Genomic DNA, 16818 nt, shown 5'->3' on the forward strand with positions numbered 1-16818 from the left:
GCCGCTGGCACGCATTGATGCTGGCAAATGCCCTGCTTTCCCTGACAATCGTTCTGGCTGCGTGCAAGCGCGCGCCGGACTCCACCATAAGGCATGACATGAGCGCGCAAACTCCCCGACTTCAAGCATTGTTCGAAAACACCCGGACGGTCTGCTTCGGCCGATTTCTGATGCAGGTCCCGGCCGCCGCCACCGTCGTCTACGGCCCAGCCGAAGCCGATACCCCGATCCGCCGCCTGCCCGGCGAAGGCGCCCGGGTGACCGACCATCTGGCGCGGCGCCTGGCCGATATCGAGAACGAGCGCGACTTCCTGCTCAAGGACGACATCCCGAAACTGCCGCTGTTCGGCAAGGTTCTCGACGGCGCCGTACCCGGCCAGAAGATCGTGTTCGGCTCAAAAAACCAGGTTGGCTACACCATCGACTCCTACGTGCCGGTGGGCGACGACCTGTTCGTGCAGCATCTGAACAGTGTGCTGCCACAGCACGACCGGATCGCCACCATCAACCGGATCGCCAGCCATCTGCGCTTGCGCGCTGGCGACGAGGTGCCAGCCGAGCCCGGATCGTGCATCGATGGCGGGTTCATCCCGCTCGATCAAAAATTCGAGCGTGTCACCGTCGGCATTCGTCTCAAGGAGTTCCCCGATGTCCACTTCTCGGTGGAAGTGCACAAAAACCAGGAGCGGCTGGCCGAGTCCGGCAGCTTGGAATTGCTACGCGAACAGGCCAAGAATGACGCCGCGCAGCGTGGCCTTGGCGCGCTGTACGCGCGCATCCAGATCCTGCGGCGCCAGACACGCCAGTTGGGCGCCTGGAGCGGGCCGGACATCGCGTCGCGTACTCCGGCGCACGGGAACGAGACCGAAGCGCACGAATTCCGCTTTCAAAGCCTGGGCGCGGTGAACGATCCGCTACAGCCGCTGCTCGACGTCCGACTGGATTCGGGCGTGAAGGACGACCGCAAAGCCAGTGTCAAGCCGAGTATCACCGACGAGGAAGCGATCGCCCTCTGGGATGGACTGATCGGCAGCATCCGGATACGGCCAGGCGGCGTCGCCAAGCCGGCCACCGCCGCCGCCCGGGCCAGGGTGCCGCTGGCCAGCCTGGCCGCCACCGGCAACCCCTGTCCCGAGACAGGATGGTGGCAATGCAGCGAAAGCGGCCGGGTCGACGGCGGAACGCGGCGCCACTTCATTGCGGGCGAACCATTGCCGCCTGCCGTCTTCCTGGGCGAACCGAGGCTATGGCACAAACTGGGCGCGAGCTTGCCGACCCATACAGCGGCGACCATCTGGCAGTTGGTGGCCTACGGCGCGCCGGACAATACGACGGCCCACCAGGCGATTCGGGGCAGCGATGAAGGAGAGCCCCATGCCTAGAGTGATCCGGCTCAACGACCCCACCAGTCACGGGGGCGTGGTCGTACAGGTGCGCGCATCGCATGTCACGGTTGACGGCATAGCCGTTGCTCGCCTGGGCGACGCCTGCACCTGCCCCCTGCATGGCGACGGCACCATCGCCGAAGGCGATCCGCGCCACACCATCGACGGCATCGCTGTCGCGTACGAAGGTCATAAGACGAGCTGCGGAGCGGTCCTGCAGGCAAGCCCAACCGGTTTCACGCGCCAGCCTTAGCGCCCGGCGCCGGCGCGCGCGCTGTTAGAATCGCGTGCATGATGCCTCCCGCACCCCGCCCTGCCGCCCCGAGCGGCTTCACCCGCGCCCGGCTGCGCTGGCTGGCGGCCAGCCTGGCCCTGGCCGCGCTGCCTGCCGCGGCCCAGCCGCGTACCACGCTCATCGAGCTGATCAACGCCTACCGCGCCAGCGCCCACCCCTGCCTGGGCGTCACCATGGGACCGGTGCCGCCGCTGGCCGCGCATCCGGCCCTGTCCAACGTGCAGGTCGGATCGGGCACCCTGCTGGCCCCGGCCATCGAGCGCGCCGGATATAAAGTGGCGCAGGCCGAGGCGATTCACGTGGCGGGCGTCTCCGACCCGCTGCGCGTCATGGCCAGCATCGAACGCAGTTACTGCAAGACGCTGCTGAACGCGCAACTGTCGGACGTGGGCGCGCGCCGCACCGGCGACAGCTGGCTGATCGTGCTGGCCCAGCCGGCCCCGCCCTCGGCCGCCTCGCGCCTGCCGCCTTCGCGCGAGGCCGGGCTGCGCATCATGGAAGCAGCCAACCGCGCCCGCGCCAGCGCCCGCAACTGCGGCGCGCAGCCGTTCGAGGCCGCGCCGCCGCTGGTATGGAACGAGCAGCTGGCCGGCGCCGCGCTGGGGCACAGCGGCGACATGGCCAGGAAGCGCTATTTCAGCCATGCGGGCAAGGATGGGCGCATGGTCGGCGAGCGCGCGCAGGCGGCCGGCTACCAATGGCGCCGGGTCGGCGAAAACATCGCGGTCGGCCAGGACTCGCCCGACGAGGTCGTCGCCGGATGGCTCGACAGCCCGGGCCACTGCGCCAACCTGATGGACGCGCAATTGAGCGAGATGGGCGCCGCCTACGCCATCAACCACAGCGGCGAGAGCGCCCGCGTGTACTGGACCCAGGTGCTGGCGGACCCCGTCACGCCGGCCGATCCGGCCCGGCAGTAGCGTGCGTTGCCGATGCAGGGAAGTGGCGCATATTGCATATTCGCTACTTGACCCGCCCCCGGCGCCACGAGGACACCATAAAACAGGACGGCATTGCGCATCCCCTCGTCCTGCTGCTGGCCGCCAGCGCCAGGCTGGAAAATCCGGGCGCGATCCTGGCCTTCAAGTACAGCGGCGCCAGGTAAGCGCGCCGCCGTGCCGGGGCAGGCCGTCACCAGCGCGGCGGCCGGCCCTGGTCGCCGAAGCGATAATCGCACACCCCTTGCGGGAAGATCCGCTCCAGCCATTCCCGCTCGCCCGCGCTGAAGCGCACCGTATCGGCATAGGTGCCGTCGCGCAGGGCCGTCGCCACCGGCTTCAGCCTGCACTTGAAGATATCGCCCTTGATCGAGTCGCCCGCCACCATGCGCGGGCTCGAATACACCGGAAAGGCGGCGCTGCACGCGCCCTGCGGCGCGCGGTTCAGGATGCCGTCCCATGCCGATGGGCCCACGCCGATCACGGCGCCGCCGGCGTCGAAACACTTGTCGCTAAAGCCCTCCGGGGCGCGCCGCGTGGTCAGGTAGCTATCGAGCACCGCCAGGGCCTCGAGCGCGCGCGCACCCTGGTCGGCCTGCGCCGCCGTGAACCAGATCACCTGCCTGGCGGCCGCCGCCCGATTCGCGTCGAGCAGGCGCGCGCGCACCGAAAACGCCTGGCGCGCGTTGTGCATGTTCAGCGCCGGTTCCAGGTAGGGCCGCACATCGATCATGGGAATGTCCAGGCGCTGGCCGGTGAACACATGGCCCGAGGCATAGGCCGCGCGCATGGCCCCGATGTCGCCCGCGCGGCGCGGCGCCGGCAGCCCGCCCGGATCGCGGCAGCCGGCGCTGCGCTGCATGTTGCGCGCGTCGAAGGGATCGGCCGCCGCATCCCACTGCGCAAACTGCGAAGGCTCCTTCCAGCTGCCGACGCAGGCATTGAGGCGCAAGAATTCCTCCTTGCCGATCTGCCCGGCCAGCAGCGCGCCGAGGCCGTACTGCACGCCGACGTTATCGATCGGGCTCGGTGCATGGCCGTCGGCCTTGGCGCCGTAGATATTCGCCAGGTCGTTCCAGTGCGTCCATTTGACGGCGGCGAACACGTCCGCCGGGTAACCGTAGTTCTTCGCCACCAGTTCGTAGCGCGGGTCCTTGTAGACCGGATTGAGCACGGTCGGCACCGCGCCCTGCCAGCCGTTGATGCATTCGGTCGATCCGGGTTTGTCGGTCACCGGATTGAGCACCGTGTCGGAGCCATTCATGCCTTCGACCAGCCTGCGCCGGCTCCAGACGGCCCACATCGATGCCGGATCGCGCGCCGCCTCCTCGTTGAAGTACTGTTCCAGCAGCGGACAATCGGCCACCGGGATGGTTTGCGTGACCATGTCCGGATACGATTGCACCGGAATGCCGGCGTCCAGCAATCCCGGCCGGTTCTGCGCAAACAGATACTGCTGCACCGCCCCGCCCGAGCCGCCGATGCCGATGGTGAACGCCGGCCGGCCGACCGCCTCGATGAAGCGCTCCTTGGTCATCATGGCCGTCTCTTCGGCCAGGCGCATGTTGTAATGCACGCCCGTCTCGTTACCGGACGAACTGGCCACGGCATAGCCCTGCGCCAGGATGCCGGAGATGATCTGGCGTTCGGCGCCGCGCAAGCCGCCGTTGAACCAGATCGCGGTGCCCTGCTGGTGTCCCAGGCCCACGCCGCCGCGCAGCCAGTACACCAGCTTGCGGTTCCAGGATGCGGTATCGAAGGTGTCGGCGCGCTGCGCCGACGGCGCCAGCATCGCGATGGTGTACACGAAGCGGTTGATGGTGCCCGCTTCGACCCGCACCACATACGGCACGCTGGCGCCGGCCACGGTCACGGTCTTCAGGTCGGCCGGCGGCGCGCCGTAGCCCCTGGCGGCATCGAAGGGCTTGAAGCTCTCGCCATTGAAGTAGAAGTAATGGATCTGGGTCTTGATCGCGCACGATTTGCTGTGGCCGACCAGGCGCCCGCCCGGCTGGTCGAACACCGGATGGCCGATGCCGTCCTGGTTGTCGACCAGCGGCTGGCCCAGGCCCGACTCCTGGGTGCGGCAGACGAAGGGCTGCTGCTGCGCGCCGGTGAAGACCGGCCCGCCGGACGGGTGGTTGGTCAGCACCAGCGCGTCGGAGACGGTGCGGCCGCTGTCGTTGAGGTACGCCACCTCCAGCAGGTTCTTGCCCTCGGCCAGGCCCGAGACCACGCCTTCGACCCGCTCCCCCTGCGCCTGCATGGGCGGATCGATGGGCTGCCCGTTCAGGCGAAATGTCAGTTTGCCATGCACTTCGCCGGCGGCGCTGACGGCGACCCGCGCGTCGCCGCCCGAGACCATCTCCGGCGCGCTCGACAGCACCGCGAGATGCACCCGCGAGTGCGGCGCATGCGCGGCGCCGCCGCATCCCGTCAATCCGATTGCCGCGAGCGCACAGGCGGCGGCCCTTGTCCAATGATTCATGGCGTCTGCTCCTAGGGTAATGGTCCGGTTCGAAAGCCTTGTCCATCTTGCTCTGCGACCCTGGACCAGCATTGACGAAAATCAATGTCCTAAAGCACCAGTTTAGCCATTCACAGCGCCAAAACAACACCTTTGCAGGATGCGATCGCGTACCCGCGCGACGTCCTCATGCGGCGCGGATGCAATGGCCCCTAGCGGAAGCGGGCCGGCGGCGCCTTGCGCAGGCGCTGCCGGCGCGCCGCGCACGCTGCGGATTTTGTTTGCATGGGGCATTACTCATAGTAGACTAAAATCATCAATGCAAGCTGGGGAAGACCGAAGCATGCCTGCCCGATTCCGCACCGCCGACCGCCCACCGAGACGCCTGGCCCAGCCCGGCGCCGCGGCGCTTGTCCTGTCCGCGCCGTCCCGTTCATCCGCCCTGTTCCCACGCCGCGACTGACCTTCAAAAGGAAGCCTTATGCCCGCACTCTCCGCATTTTTTCAGAACGTCAAACTCCCGGTGATTTCCGAAGTGGCCCATGCGCTCATCAAGACGCTGGACGATGAAGATGCCTCGGCCAAGTCGGTCAGCGCCATCATCGCGCGCGATCCGGCGCTGACCGCCAAGCTGATGCGCCTGGCCAACAGCGCCCGCTTCGGCGTCTCGCGCGGCGTCAGTTCGCTCGACGATGCGATTGCCATGACCGGCATGGCGCACGTGCGCACGCTGGCGCTGGCGGCCTGCTTCGCCGAATCGTTTCCCGACTTGCCGGGGCTCGACAGCGATGAATTCTGGAAAAGCAGCATGGCTTGCGCAGGGTATGCCAAGTGGCTCTCGACGGGCCTGGGCAGCGACGGCCAGGATGCCTGGCTGGCCGGGATGATGGTGCGCCTGGGCGAACTCCTGATCTACCAGGCCGAGCCGACCGCCTTCGCCGAAATCGAACAGCAGCCGCACCTGCCGGGCGGACGCTGGGAGCGCGAGCAGCGCCTGCTGGGCTTTTGCGAAGGCGAGATTACGGCCGAGCTGGGCCGGCGCTGGAATTTCCCGGTGCAGATCGTGCGCGCGCTGGAATGCTCGTCGGACCCGATGGCGGCCCACCCGTTCAGCAAGCTCGGCGCCATCATCCACCTGGCCAGCCTGCTGGCCGATACCCCGAGCGACGATCCTGAAATTCTCGATTCGCTGCCGGAAGACATCGTCACCGCCCTGCAGCTGAACCGCGAGTGGATGAAGAAGAAGTTTCCCTCGCATAGTTCGTTCTCGGCGGCGCCGTAGGCGCGAGCGGCGCCGGACTGCTCACGGCCGCGCCGCGGCTGTGACGCAGCGCTTCGATGCTTGCTTGAATGTCGCCGGTTCGGCATCGATGTCGATCTCGCGACCGAGAAAAATACCAGCCGCCACCAGACTCAAGCCCGTTACGGCGAGCACGCCAAACTTCGCAAAACCTGATTCCATCCACCCTCCTTTTGCTGCGCCTGCATGGATCGTGGCGGCCATTGCCGCCCGGGGCGCGTTTTCTTGCCGAGGCCGGCGCCACCGGGAACTGTTCGCGCGCGCACGGCCGCCGGATTAATCGGCGCCCAGCGCCAGAGTGCCCATGGCCGGATCGCTGACCGTATCCTTGCCGGTTTCCACGCGGCCGGCAAAGCGCCGCACGTAGCCGGGCAATTCATTCACGCGCACGCTGAAGTCGTACCAGTTGCCGCAATCGCACAGCGGCCAGGCTTGCTCCGAGACCGCGCCGGGCGCCACCGTCACGTTCCAGGCTGGCGCATCGAGGTAGGCATTGGCCTTGAGCACGAAGGTAGCCGCCACGCTGCCCGTGTTGCGCAGCTTGGCCGACACGCCGCCGTTGGCGACGTCGTAGCAGACCTGGATTTCCGGCTGCGGCCCCTGGCGCGACGCGGTGCCGCTGAAATGGCGGTGGAAACCGTTCGGTCCCAGCACCCACAGATCGTACTGGCCCATCTGGTCGCCCAGCGCCCACAGCCCGTTCAGGTCCTTGCCCGCTTCGACCGTGTAGCGGCGCGGAGCCAGGGTCAGCCGGTTCTGGTCGTACACATGAAACACCGCGGCGGCCGCGCCCGTATTCGAAAACAACAGTTCGACCTCGACCTTGTCCGGATGGACCCGCGCGCTCGCGTGCAGTTCGTACGGCAAGGCGCGCGAGGGCCGCGTGCCGGCCGCCTGGGTCGGCAGTTCCGGCAGCGGCGGCAGGTCGGGGGTCCTGGTGTCGCCCAGCGCGCGGGCGCGCGCGGCCAGCGCCTTGGTGTCAGGCAAGGTTGCCGCAAACGCCGTGCCGTCCGGGTCCTTGAAGTTGAATGCACTCATCAGGTCGCCGCAGACGGCGCGGCGCCATGGCGTAATTGTCGGTTCCATCACGCCGAAGCGGGTTTCCAGGAAGCGGATCACCGAGGTGTGGTCGAACACCTGGGAATTGACCCAGCCGCCCTTGCTCCATGGCGAAATCACATACATCGGCACGCGCGGCCCGAGGCCGTACGGGCGGTGCATGAGGGCGGGCGCTTCCATCGTTTCGGCGGAAGCGATCTCGTGATATTCGCCCACGGTGCTGACGGTCGAGGCCCCGGCCAGCACGGCTTGCTTCGGGTCGCTGTGCCATTGCACGTACGATGGCGCGGCAGGCGGCGGCACATGGTCGAAAAAACCGTCGTTTTCGTCGAACATCAGGAACAGCACGGTCTTGCTCCAGACCTCGGTATTCGAGGTCAGCGCGTCCAGCACGGCCGCCGTGTACTCGGCGCCCTGGGCCGGGCTGGACGGGCCGGGATGCTCCGAGCCTTCGGCGGTGGCGACGATGAACGACACCTGTGGCAGACGGTTGGCCTGCACATCGAGCTTGAGCTGGTCGAGGTCGCGCGTGCTCATGCCCCGTTCGCGCAGTTGCGGGTCGGACCCCGGCAGCCTGGCGAAGGCGTCGCGGAAGCGGCGAAAGCCCGCCAGCGGGTTGTCGGTGAAGTTGTCGGCCATGTCTTGGTACACCTGCCAGCCGATTCCGGCCGCCTGTAGCCGTTCCGGATAGGTAAGCCAGGCATAGCCGCCGGTCGGGTCGTGCTCGGCGTTGTCGTAGCTGTTGCCGATCACCGGGCCGTTGCCCTGCTTGAGCGGATCGTTGGCCCCGGTCCAGGCGAACACGCGGTTCGGATTGGTGCCGCCCTGGAACGAGCAGTGGTAGGCATCGCAAATGGTAAACGCGTTGGCCAGCGCGAACTGGAAAGGCAGGTCGGCTTCCTTGTAGTAACCCATCGAATGGTTTTGCTTGTGGGTCGGCCAGTTGGCAAGAATGCCGTGGTTCCATGCGTACTGCGCATTGGGCCAGCTGTGCGGCGTGCCGGCCACGCGCATGGCGTTGAAGCTTTGCTGGGTGTTCAGGTGGAAGGGCGCGATCACGCGCGGCGCGGCCGGCACGCTGTCGTTGAGCTGGTACCAGACCCGGTGCTTGCCGATCGCGCCGGAGGCGGGCAAGGGGATGGGGAAACGGTCGCCGAAGCCGCGCACCCCTTTCAGGGTGCCGAAGTAATGGTCGAAGGAACGGTTTTCCTGCATCAGGATGACGATATGCTCGACATCGCGGATGGTGCCGGTGCGGTTGTTGGCCGCGACCGCCAGGGCCCTGCTGATTGCGGGCGGAAACATGGAAAGTGCGGCGGCGCTACCGCCGACCTTGGCGGCCTGGCGCAAAAAAGCGCGTCTGCTGGTGGGTGTCATCGTCATCTTTTGTCGGTGTTATCGGGTGGCGCGAGGGAAAGCGGCGCTCACGGGGCGCAACGCATGCTGGCCGACTTGGCGCTGCAGGCGCGCGAGGGATCGGCGGCGTCGGGCGCCGGCGCGGGCGTCTGCGCCACCGGGGCGGGCGGCGCCGGGTCGTCGTTGCCGCAGGCGGCCAGGCTGGCGCCCATCAGCACGGCGAACAGGAAGCGCGCCGCACGCGGCATCGAGCGGATGGTGGTCGGACAATACTGCATGGGAGTCTTTCTTGAAAAATCATCAGGATGGAGGCCTGTCCTGCAGGCAAGAAAGATAATATTGCTCTAATGTTACGACAGAGTGACTCCCGGATGACCTTGCCATTACACATTATTTCCATATATCTAAAAAGGGGGGCGGGCGGCGTGTTGCTTTTCGGACGGGACGGATCGATTCCGCCGACCGCCGCCAGTCAACGTTTGACGCGCGATTTGCTATCAAGTAACCTTTCCATAACGTACTAACTTTTTTGGCTGAGTGCGGCCCCGATCCCGCTTCCCGTCCAACCCGCCATCGGCCTCGTGCCCACCCGCGCGCGCGCCAGGCGCGCTCCGCAGCGATGCGGGGCAGCAATCGCTTTGTTGCCTGCCAACATAGATGACATTCCAACAGGCACTATTCACCACAATAAGCAGGTCGCGCATGCTATCGTTGTATGGACAGCCGGGCTCGCGAACCGCACTTAAAGGATGACAGCATGCATATTCCCTTTCTCGAATCGATGAGCATCGCCAAGAAGCTCGCCACCCTGATTCTCAGCAGCGTGGTCGGCATCGTGGTGTTGACCGCGCTGTTCCTGGTCTCCGAAAAGCGCCTGATCCTGGAAGAACGCCAGAGCAATGTGCGCCAGGCCGTCGAGACCGCGCACGGCGTCATCGCCTACTATCACGGCCTGGCGGAAAAAGGCGGCATGCCGGCCGCCGAGGCGCAAAAGCAGGCGCTCGCCACCATCAAGGCGCTGCGCTACAGCAAGACCGAATACTTCTGGGTGCAGGACCAGAGCGCCAAGATCCTGATGCATCCGATCAAGCCGGCGCTCGACAATACCGACGGCAGCGGCACCAAGGACCCGACCGGCAAATTTTTCTTTACCGAATTCTCGGACACCGTCAAGGCCAGCGGCGCCGGCTTCGTGTTCTACATGTGGCCCAAGCCGGGCAGCGAGAACCCGGTGCAGAAAGTGTCCTACGTCCAGGGATTTGCGCCATGGGGCTGGATCGTCGGCTCGGGCGTGTACATCGACACCGTCGACGCCACCATCCGCGCCCGCGCGCTCAGCTTCGCGCTGGGCGGGCTGGCGCTGGCCGCCGTCCTGCTCGGCATCGGCCTGGTGATCGGACGCGGCCTGCTGCGCCAGCTCGGCGGCGAGCCCGGCTACGCGGCCGGGATCGCGCGCAGCATCGCCGAGGGCGACCTGAGCGTCAAGATCGACATCCGGCACGACGACAGCGGCAGCCTGCTGCACGCCATCCGCACCATGCGCGACGACCTCGCCAAGATCGTCATGCAGGTGCGCATGGGGACCGACACCATCGCCACCGCGTCGAGCGAAATCGCCTCCGGCAACCTGGACCTGTCCTCGCGCACCGAGGAGCAAGCCAGCTCGCTGGAAGAAACCGCCGCCTCCATGGAAGAACTGACCGGCACCGTCAAGCAGAACTCCGACAACGCGCGCCAGGCCAACCAGCTGGCGGCCACCGCGTCCGAGGTGGCGATGCAGGGTGGCGCGGTGGTGGCGCAAGTGGTCGACACCATGGCCTCGATCAACGACTCCTCGCGCAAGATCGTCGACATCATCAGCGTCATCGACGGCATTGCCTTCCAAACCAATATTCTCGCGCTGAACGCGGCGGTGGAAGCGGCGCGCGCCGGCGAGCAGGGCCGTGGGTTTGCCGTGGTCGCTTCCGAAGTGCGCAACCTGGCCCAGCGCAGCGCCGCCGCGGCCAAGGAAATCAAGGCCCTGATCGGCGACTCGGTCGAGAAGGTATCGGTCGGCAACAAGCTGGTGGCGGACGCCGGCGGCACCATGGACAATGTGGTGGAAAGCGTACGCCGCGTGACCGACATCATGGCCGAGATTTCGGCGGCCAGCCACGAGCAGAGCGCCGGCATTGCCCAGATCAACCAGGCGATCGCCCAGATGGATTCGGCGACCCAGCAGAATGCCGCGCTGGTCGAACAAGCCGCAGCGGCCGCCGAAAGCATGCAGGACCAGGCGGCGCGCCTGTCGCAGGTGGTCGGCGTGTTCCGCCTCGACGGCATGGGCGGCGCGCCGCCACGCATCCCGGCCCAGCGCCGCCTCGCATAAAGCCACTCTACTGCCCAGCCCGTGTCCACCCCGGTGCCAGGTCTGACAGTCGGACACGGACTCGGCGATAAAAGCGCCTACGGCCAAGCTCGTGTCCACCACGGTGTCAGGTCTGACATTCGGACACGGACTCGGCGATAAAAGTACCTACGGCCAAGCTCGTGTCCACCACGGTGTCAGGTCTGACATTCGGACACGGACTCGGCGATAAAAGCACCTACGGCCAAGCTCGTGTCCACCACGGTGTCAGGTCTGACATTCGGACACGGACTCGGCGGTAAAAGCACGTACGGCCAAGCTCGTGTCCGAATGTCAGACCTGGCACCGGATGGGACAATGTCAGACCTGGCACCGGATGGGACACGTACGGCCAAGCTCGTGTCCGAATGTCAGACCTGGCACCGGCGGGGACACGGCCCCGGCTGTTGAAGTTGCCTGATGGTATGTGGCCGGCACGCCTTTTAAACGGCGCGCCCGTCCCCATGTGGGTAAGACCGCGCTGCACACTCAGAGGCCGCGCGCCCTCTTACCGACCCGAAGGCACCGACAATGATCCCCTTTTCCGTACTCGACCTGTCCCCGATCACCCAAGGCAGCAGCGCGCGCGTTTCTTTCCAGAATACGCTCGACCTGGCGCAGCATGCCGAACGCTGGGGCTTCAACCGTTACTGGCTGGCCGAACACCATGGCATGCCCGGCATCGCCAGCGCCGCCACCGCCGTCCTGCTCGGCTATGTGGCCGGCGGCACGTCCACCATCCGCGTCGGCGCCGGCGGCGTGATGCTGCCGAACCACTCGCCGCTGGTCATCGCCGAACAGTTCGGCACGCTTGAGTCGCTCTACCCCGGCCGGATCGACCTCGGGCTGGGGCGCGCCCCCGGCTCGGACCAGGCCACCGCGCGCGCCATGCGCCGCAACCTGCAATCGGACGCCGACGAATTCCCGCAAGACGTGGTCGAGCTGATGGATTACTTTGCCGAGTCCTCGCGCCGCCCGGTCATGGCCGTGCCCGGCGCGGGCCTGGAGGTGCCGGTCTGGATCCTCGGCTCGAGCCTGTTCGGCGCCCAGCTGGCCGCCCACCTCGGCCTGCCCTACGCCTTCGCCTCGCACTTCGCCCCGGCCCAGATGATGCAGGCGGTAGAGCTGTACCGCGCCCAGTTCCGTCCGTCCGCCCGGCTCGCCAAGCCGTACGTGATGCTCGGCTTTAATGTGTTCGCCGCCGATACCGACGAGCAAGCCGCGCTGCTGGCCACCTCGATGCAGCAAGCGTTCGTGAACCTGCGCAGCGGCCGTCCGGGACGCTTGCAGCCGCCCGTGTCCGGCTACCTCGACGCCCTCGGCCCGCAGGAACGCGCCATGCTCGACCAGGTGCTGTCGTGCTCGGCCATCGGCGCGCCGCACACGGTCGAGCGCCAGTTGCAACAGTTTATCGAACGCACCGGCGCCGACGAGCTGATGATCACCTCGCAGATTTTCGACCACCAGGCACGCCTGCACTCGTACGATATCGTCGGCAAGATCCATGCCGGTACGCACGCTGTCGCCTGAAATCGCTTATATTCCTAACCACTTTCCATTTATCACTTTTTACAGGAGCATGCCCTCATGAACAGCAAAACCGCGCAAGCCCCCATGGTCGACCTCGGCATCGCCGACGAGGACCGCAAGCAAGTCGTCGAAGGCCTGTCGCGCCTGCTCGCCGACAGCTACACCCTGTACCTGAAAACCCACCAGTACCACTGGAACGTCACAGGTCCGATGTTCCAGACCCTGCACACCATGTTCATGACGCTGTACAACGAGCAGTGGCTGGCGGTCGACCTGATCGCGGAGCGCATCCGCGCGCTGGGTGAGCTGGCGCCGGGTTCCTACCAGCAATTCGCCCAGCTGACCTCGATCACGCCGACCAGCGGCACGCCGAACGCCAAAGACATGATCCGCGACCTGATGGAAGGCCAGGCCACCGTGGTACGCACCGCGCGCGCCCTGTTCACCGTGGCCGAAAAAGCCAACGACCAGCCCACCTGCGACCTGCTGACCCAGCGCATGCAGACGCACGAAAAGTACGCCTGGATGCTGCGCAGCCTGCTGGAAGACTGATCCCCCACGCCAGCCGCCGTCCCCCGCACGGCTGGCGGCCCGAACGTCGCATCAATCGCACACTCCCCGCCGGCAACGCCCTATGCTGCACCGCAGCATGCTAGTATCGACACATCCATCACTCTCCCCGGGCCGGCAGATGAAACGTGTGATCTTCAACCAGAAGGGTGGCGTCGGAAAGTCGACGATCGCGGTCAACCTGGCGGCCATCGCGGCCCACCAGGGCAAGAAAACCCTGCTGATCGACATCGACCCGCAGTGCAATGCCAGCCGCTACCTGCTCGGCGACGCCATGAGCACGGTAGCGCCGACCATGGGCGCCTACTTCGAGCAAATGCTCAACTTCATCGTGTTCCCCAGACCGGCCGGCGACTTCGTGCATCCCACGCCGTTCGCGAACCTGTCGATCATGGTGTCGCACCCGGAACTGGGCGAGCTCCAGGCCAAGCTCGAATCGCGCCACAAGATCTACAAGCTGCGCGACACCCTGAACGAACTGGCCAGGGACTTCGACGAGATTGTCGTCGACACCCCGCCCGCCTACAATTTCTTCACCCAGTCGGCCCTGATTGCCGCCGAGCGCTGCCTGATTCCCTTCGATTGCGACGATTTCTCGCGCCAGGCGCTCTACACCCTGGTGGCCAACGTGGCCGAGATCAAGGCCGACCACAATCCGGCGCTGGAGATCGAAGGCATCGTCGTCAACCAGTTCCAGGCGCGCGCCCTGCTGCCGCAACGCCTGGTGAACGAGCTGAGCGCGGAAGGCTTGCCGGTGCTCGGCAACAAGCTGTCGAGTTCGATCCGCATCCGCGAATCGCACGACCGCCACCTGCCCATGATCCACCTCGATCCGCGCCACAAGCTGAGCCAGGAAATGCTGGCGCTGTACCACGAACTCCAGGCCGCATAAGGGGCGCCGCCGCTGCGGAACGGCGCCGTCGCGCCATGTGTGCCACACTGCGCGGATTATTTCTTTCCCAACATTGGAGTCCGCATGAATGTACTGATGGTATTGACCTCGCACGGCCAGTTGGGCGACACCGGCAAGAAAACCGGCTTCTGGCTCGAGGAATTCGCGGCCCCGTACTACCTGCTCAAAGACAAGGGCGCCAAGCTGGTGCTGGCCTCGCCGGCCGGCGGCCAGCCGCCGCTCGATCCCAAGAGCGACGAGCCGGATGCCCAGACCGAGGCCACGCGCCGCTTCAGGCAAGACCCCGCCGCCCAGGCCGCCTTGGGCGCCACGCGCAGGCTGGCCGACATCGAGGCCGGCGAGTTCGACGCCGTGTTCTATCCGGGCGGCCACGGCCCCCTGTGGGACCTGGCCGAAGACAGCCATTCGATCAAGCTGATCGAAACCATGATCGCCGCCGGCAAGCCCGTGGCCGCCGTGTGCCACGCCCCCGGCGTGCTGCGCCACGTCAAGGGTCCGGATGGCAAGCCGCTGGTCGACGGCAAGCGCGTTACCGGTTTTACCAACACCGAAGAAGAAGCCGTCGGCCTGACCAAGGTGGTGCCCTTCCTGGTGGAAGACATGCTCAAGCAAAACGGCGGCATGTATTCCAAAGGACCGGACTGGGCCTCGTACGTGCAGACCGACGGCTTGCTGGTCACCGGCCAGAATCCGGCCTCGTCGGAAGCGGGCGCCGAAGCACTCCTCAAACTGCTGTAAGGCCGGCCGCAAGGGCGCCGACTGGCGCGCCGATGCGCGCGCCCGCCGCGCGCATCTTTGATCCATCTCAAACTCCCTGCGCCCGGCGGCCGCGCCGGGTCACGGCGGCGAACCACTTTCGCCTTGCCTGGTCCAACTCCCATCAGCCAATCCGTTCAAGGGGAGAACACCATGATGATGTACCGTTCCATGTTTCCGGGCGATGTGTTCGCCGAGATGGACCGCCTCCAGCGCGACATCGCCCAGGCCTTCGACTTCGGCCCCAGCATCCGCGGCCTGGGCCGTGGCGGCTTTCCGGCGCTCAACGTCGGCAGCACGCCGCACAGCGTCGAGATGTACGCCTTCGTCCCCGGGCTCGACCCGGCCACGATCGAAGTCCAGCTCGAACACGGGGTGCTGACCATCGCCGGCGAACGTGCCGACGATCTGCCGGGCGCGCAGCAGCAGGCCACGGTCCAGATCAACGAGCGCTTCGCCGGGCGCTTCAAGCGCGTTGTCAGCCTGCCCGACGACATCGAACCCGAATCGGTCGCCGCGCACTATCGCGACGGCGTACTGCACGTCAGCGTGGCGCGCCGCGAGGCGGCGCAGCCGCGCCGCATTTCAGTTCACTGACCAGGAGCGCACCATGACGAGCAAACAGAATGAGGACAGCGGCGTGGCGGGTGGCGCCAGCCAGGATGGCAAGCCGGCAGCCGTGGGCGATCCGGCCGCTGCGCATATCGCCAGCAGCGCGGGCAACCGCGGCGATGCCGGCAATGCCGGCGGCGGCAACACGGGGCACGCCGGTGAAGGGGGCAGCGGCGGGGGCAGCGGCGCGGGCAGCGCGGCTGGCGGCGCGATGAGTGAGGTCGCGGGCGGCGGCAGCGGCTCCACGAGCCCCGGCGCCGGCGCGTCGGCATCGGGCGACGGCGCGGGCAGCGGCCAGCAAGGCCTTGCGGCAAGCGAGCGCGCCGGCGGCCAGGACAACCCGGCGGCGCGCGGCGGCACGGGCGAGATGAGCAGAACCCGCTCGACCGACCAGGCCGGCGGCCGCGGCGCCATCCTGATACCGCCGGTCGATGTGATCGAAGACGCCAGCGGCATCACGCTGATTGCCGACATGCCCGGGGTGTCCAAGGACAAGCTCGACCTGCGCCTGGAAACGAACAGCCTCACCATCAACGGCGCCGTGTCGCTCGATGTGCCGCAAGGCATGGAGTCGCGCTATGCCGAAGTCAAGCATCAGCAATACCAGCGCAGCTTCGCACTGTCCAAGGAACTCGACGGCGAACAGGCGAGCGCCGAACTGTCGCACGGGGTACTCAGGATCCGCATTCCGAAAACAGCGCATGCGCAGCCGCGCCGGGTGCAGATTCAGGTCGCGTAGCGTGGCGCCGCGAGCGGCGCGGCAGGCGCGCGCCAGTGCCCGAACGCTGTCCGCCGGCCCTGCGCCCGGCCTTAGGGGTGGCCGACCACCGAGGCGCTGGCCATCAGTTCGTCGATCAGCGCCAGCGAGTTCTTGCCGGACATGGCATGCGGGTTCAGTCCCGGCAAGTCCGAAAAGCGCAGCAGGGTCGAGGGATTGATGCGCGCCAGGTTGGCCTTGCCCATGGTCCAGCCGGCGTAGCGCCGCTCGTTGATTTCTTCATAGTGCAGCAGCACCACATCGGTGTGGCGCGGATCGCACACGATTTTCGCGTACAGCGCGTTGATCGCCTCGCGCCCGCCTTCGAGCACCTGCATGTAGACGTGCTCGCTATGGCACAGGATGCCCGTGATGCCCTGGGCCGGGTTGTGCGCGTGCGACTGGCACATGATGTCGTGGATGGTGTCGGGCTGCGGCGTGGCGATGGCGCGGCTGGCGTACAGGAGACGGACGAGCATGGTGTGATTCTCCGA

Annotated in this window: 17 protein-coding genes; 12 read left to right on the forward strand and 5 right to left on the reverse strand. The window is 66.7% G+C overall.

Translation table 11 applies throughout. From position 1 onward, the window contains the following. The first annotated feature begins 98 nt into the window (after positions 1–98). From EJB06_RS21265 to EJB06_RS31970, 4 genes are read left to right on the forward strand one after another with little or no spacing between them, the layout of a single operon-like run. Positions 99–1382, forward strand: coding sequence for a T6SS immunity protein Tli4 family protein (locus tag EJB06_RS21265; protein ID WP_126076030.1), 1284 nt, complete (start codon positions 99–101; stop codon positions 1380–1382). Continuing rightward, a complete protein-coding gene (locus tag EJB06_RS21270) occupies positions 1375–1638 on the forward strand; it encodes a PAAR domain-containing protein (RefSeq protein ID WP_126076031.1) in 264 nt (87 codons plus the stop codon). Before EJB06_RS21265 ends, EJB06_RS21270 begins: the two co-directional genes overlap by 8 nt. A 38-nt stretch (positions 1639–1676) precedes the next feature. Next, positions 1677–2600, forward strand: a complete 924-nt coding sequence (locus tag EJB06_RS21275) for a CAP domain-containing protein (RefSeq protein ID WP_229427197.1) — start codon at positions 1677–1679, stop codon at positions 2598–2600. Between the two features lie 32 nt (positions 2601–2632). Further along, complete coding sequence (locus tag EJB06_RS31970; protein ID WP_164557987.1) at positions 2633–2785, forward strand: hypothetical protein; 153 nt, start codon at positions 2633–2635, stop codon at positions 2783–2785. 26 nt (positions 2786–2811) lie between these two features. On the opposite strand, the gene EJB06_RS21280 is transcribed toward EJB06_RS31970, so the two are convergent. Next, on the reverse strand, positions 2812–5106 hold the full coding sequence (locus EJB06_RS21280) for a DUF6351 family protein (RefSeq protein WP_126076032.1): 2295 nt from the start codon (positions 5104–5106) through the stop codon (positions 2812–2814). A 460-nt stretch (positions 5107–5566) separates the two neighbouring features. Between EJB06_RS21280 and EJB06_RS21285 the strand changes: the two genes are divergently transcribed. After that, complete coding sequence (locus tag EJB06_RS21285) at positions 5567–6367, forward strand: HDOD domain-containing protein (RefSeq protein WP_126076033.1); 801 nt, start codon at positions 5567–5569, stop codon at positions 6365–6367. A 21-nt stretch (positions 6368–6388) separates the two neighbouring features. Here the strand turns inward: EJB06_RS21285 and EJB06_RS31975 are convergent, their stop codons facing one another. The 3 genes from EJB06_RS31975 to EJB06_RS32255 all read right to left on the reverse strand — a co-directional run bounded on the left by EJB06_RS31975 (position 6389) and on the right by EJB06_RS32255 (position 9078). After that, the gene (locus EJB06_RS31975) at positions 6389–6547 is read right to left on the reverse strand and encodes a hypothetical protein (RefSeq protein ID WP_164557988.1); all 159 of its coding nucleotides are present in this window, start codon (positions 6545–6547) and stop codon (positions 6389–6391) included. 114 nt (positions 6548–6661) lie between these two features. After that, the gene (locus tag EJB06_RS21290; RefSeq protein WP_126076190.1) at positions 6662–8821 is read right to left on the reverse strand and encodes a phosphocholine-specific phospholipase C; all 2160 of its coding nucleotides are present in this window, start codon (positions 8819–8821) and stop codon (positions 6662–6664) included. A gap of 47 nt (positions 8822–8868) precedes the next feature. Next, positions 8869–9078, reverse strand: coding sequence for a hypothetical protein (locus EJB06_RS32255; RefSeq protein WP_198420884.1), 210 nt, complete (start codon positions 9076–9078; stop codon positions 8869–8871). A gap of 479 nt (positions 9079–9557) precedes the next feature. Between EJB06_RS32255 and EJB06_RS21300 the strand changes: the two genes are divergently transcribed. From EJB06_RS21300 to EJB06_RS32630, 7 genes are all read left to right on the forward strand, one after another. Further along, positions 9558–11168 (forward strand): methyl-accepting chemotaxis protein, encoded by a 1611-nt coding sequence (locus EJB06_RS21300; RefSeq protein WP_229427198.1) that lies wholly within the window; start codon positions 9558–9560, stop codon positions 11166–11168. Between the two features lie 549 nt (positions 11169–11717). After that, a complete protein-coding gene (locus tag EJB06_RS21305) occupies positions 11718–12716 on the forward strand; it encodes an LLM class flavin-dependent oxidoreductase (RefSeq protein WP_126076034.1) in 999 nt (332 codons plus the stop codon). Between the two features lie 57 nt (positions 12717–12773). Next, on the forward strand, positions 12774–13268 hold the full coding sequence (locus EJB06_RS21310; protein WP_126076035.1) for a Dps family protein: 495 nt from the start codon (positions 12774–12776) through the stop codon (positions 13266–13268). Positions 13269–13407: 139 nt separating this feature from the next. Next, positions 13408–14178 carry a ParA family protein gene (locus EJB06_RS21315; RefSeq protein ID WP_126076036.1) on the forward strand — a complete coding sequence of 257 codons (771 nt, stop codon included), beginning with the start codon at positions 13408–13410 and terminating at the stop codon, positions 14176–14178. An 84-nt stretch (positions 14179–14262) separates the two neighbouring features. Further along, entirely contained in the window at positions 14263–14937 is a 675-nt protein-coding gene (locus tag EJB06_RS21320) for a type 1 glutamine amidotransferase domain-containing protein (protein ID WP_126076037.1), read from the forward strand. A 177-nt stretch (positions 14938–15114) separates the two neighbouring features. Further along, positions 15115–15552, forward strand: a complete 438-nt coding sequence (locus EJB06_RS21325; RefSeq protein ID WP_126076192.1) for an Hsp20/alpha crystallin family protein — start codon at positions 15115–15117, stop codon at positions 15550–15552. A 13-nt stretch (positions 15553–15565) separates the two neighbouring features. Then, positions 15566–16306 (forward strand): Hsp20/alpha crystallin family protein, encoded by a 741-nt coding sequence (locus EJB06_RS32630; protein ID WP_229427199.1) that lies wholly within the window; start codon positions 15566–15568, stop codon positions 16304–16306. Positions 16307–16377: 71 nt separating this feature from the next. Here the strand turns inward: EJB06_RS32630 and EJB06_RS21335 are convergent, their stop codons facing one another. Beyond that, complete coding sequence (locus EJB06_RS21335) at positions 16378–16803, reverse strand: BLUF domain-containing protein (protein WP_126076038.1); 426 nt, start codon at positions 16801–16803, stop codon at positions 16378–16380. Positions 16804–16818 lie beyond the last annotated feature (15 nt).

The sequence above is a fragment of the Massilia atriviolacea genome (genome assembly GCF_003953935.1).
GTDB lineage: Bacteria > Pseudomonadota > Gammaproteobacteria > Burkholderiales > Burkholderiaceae_D > Telluria_A > Telluria_A atriviolacea.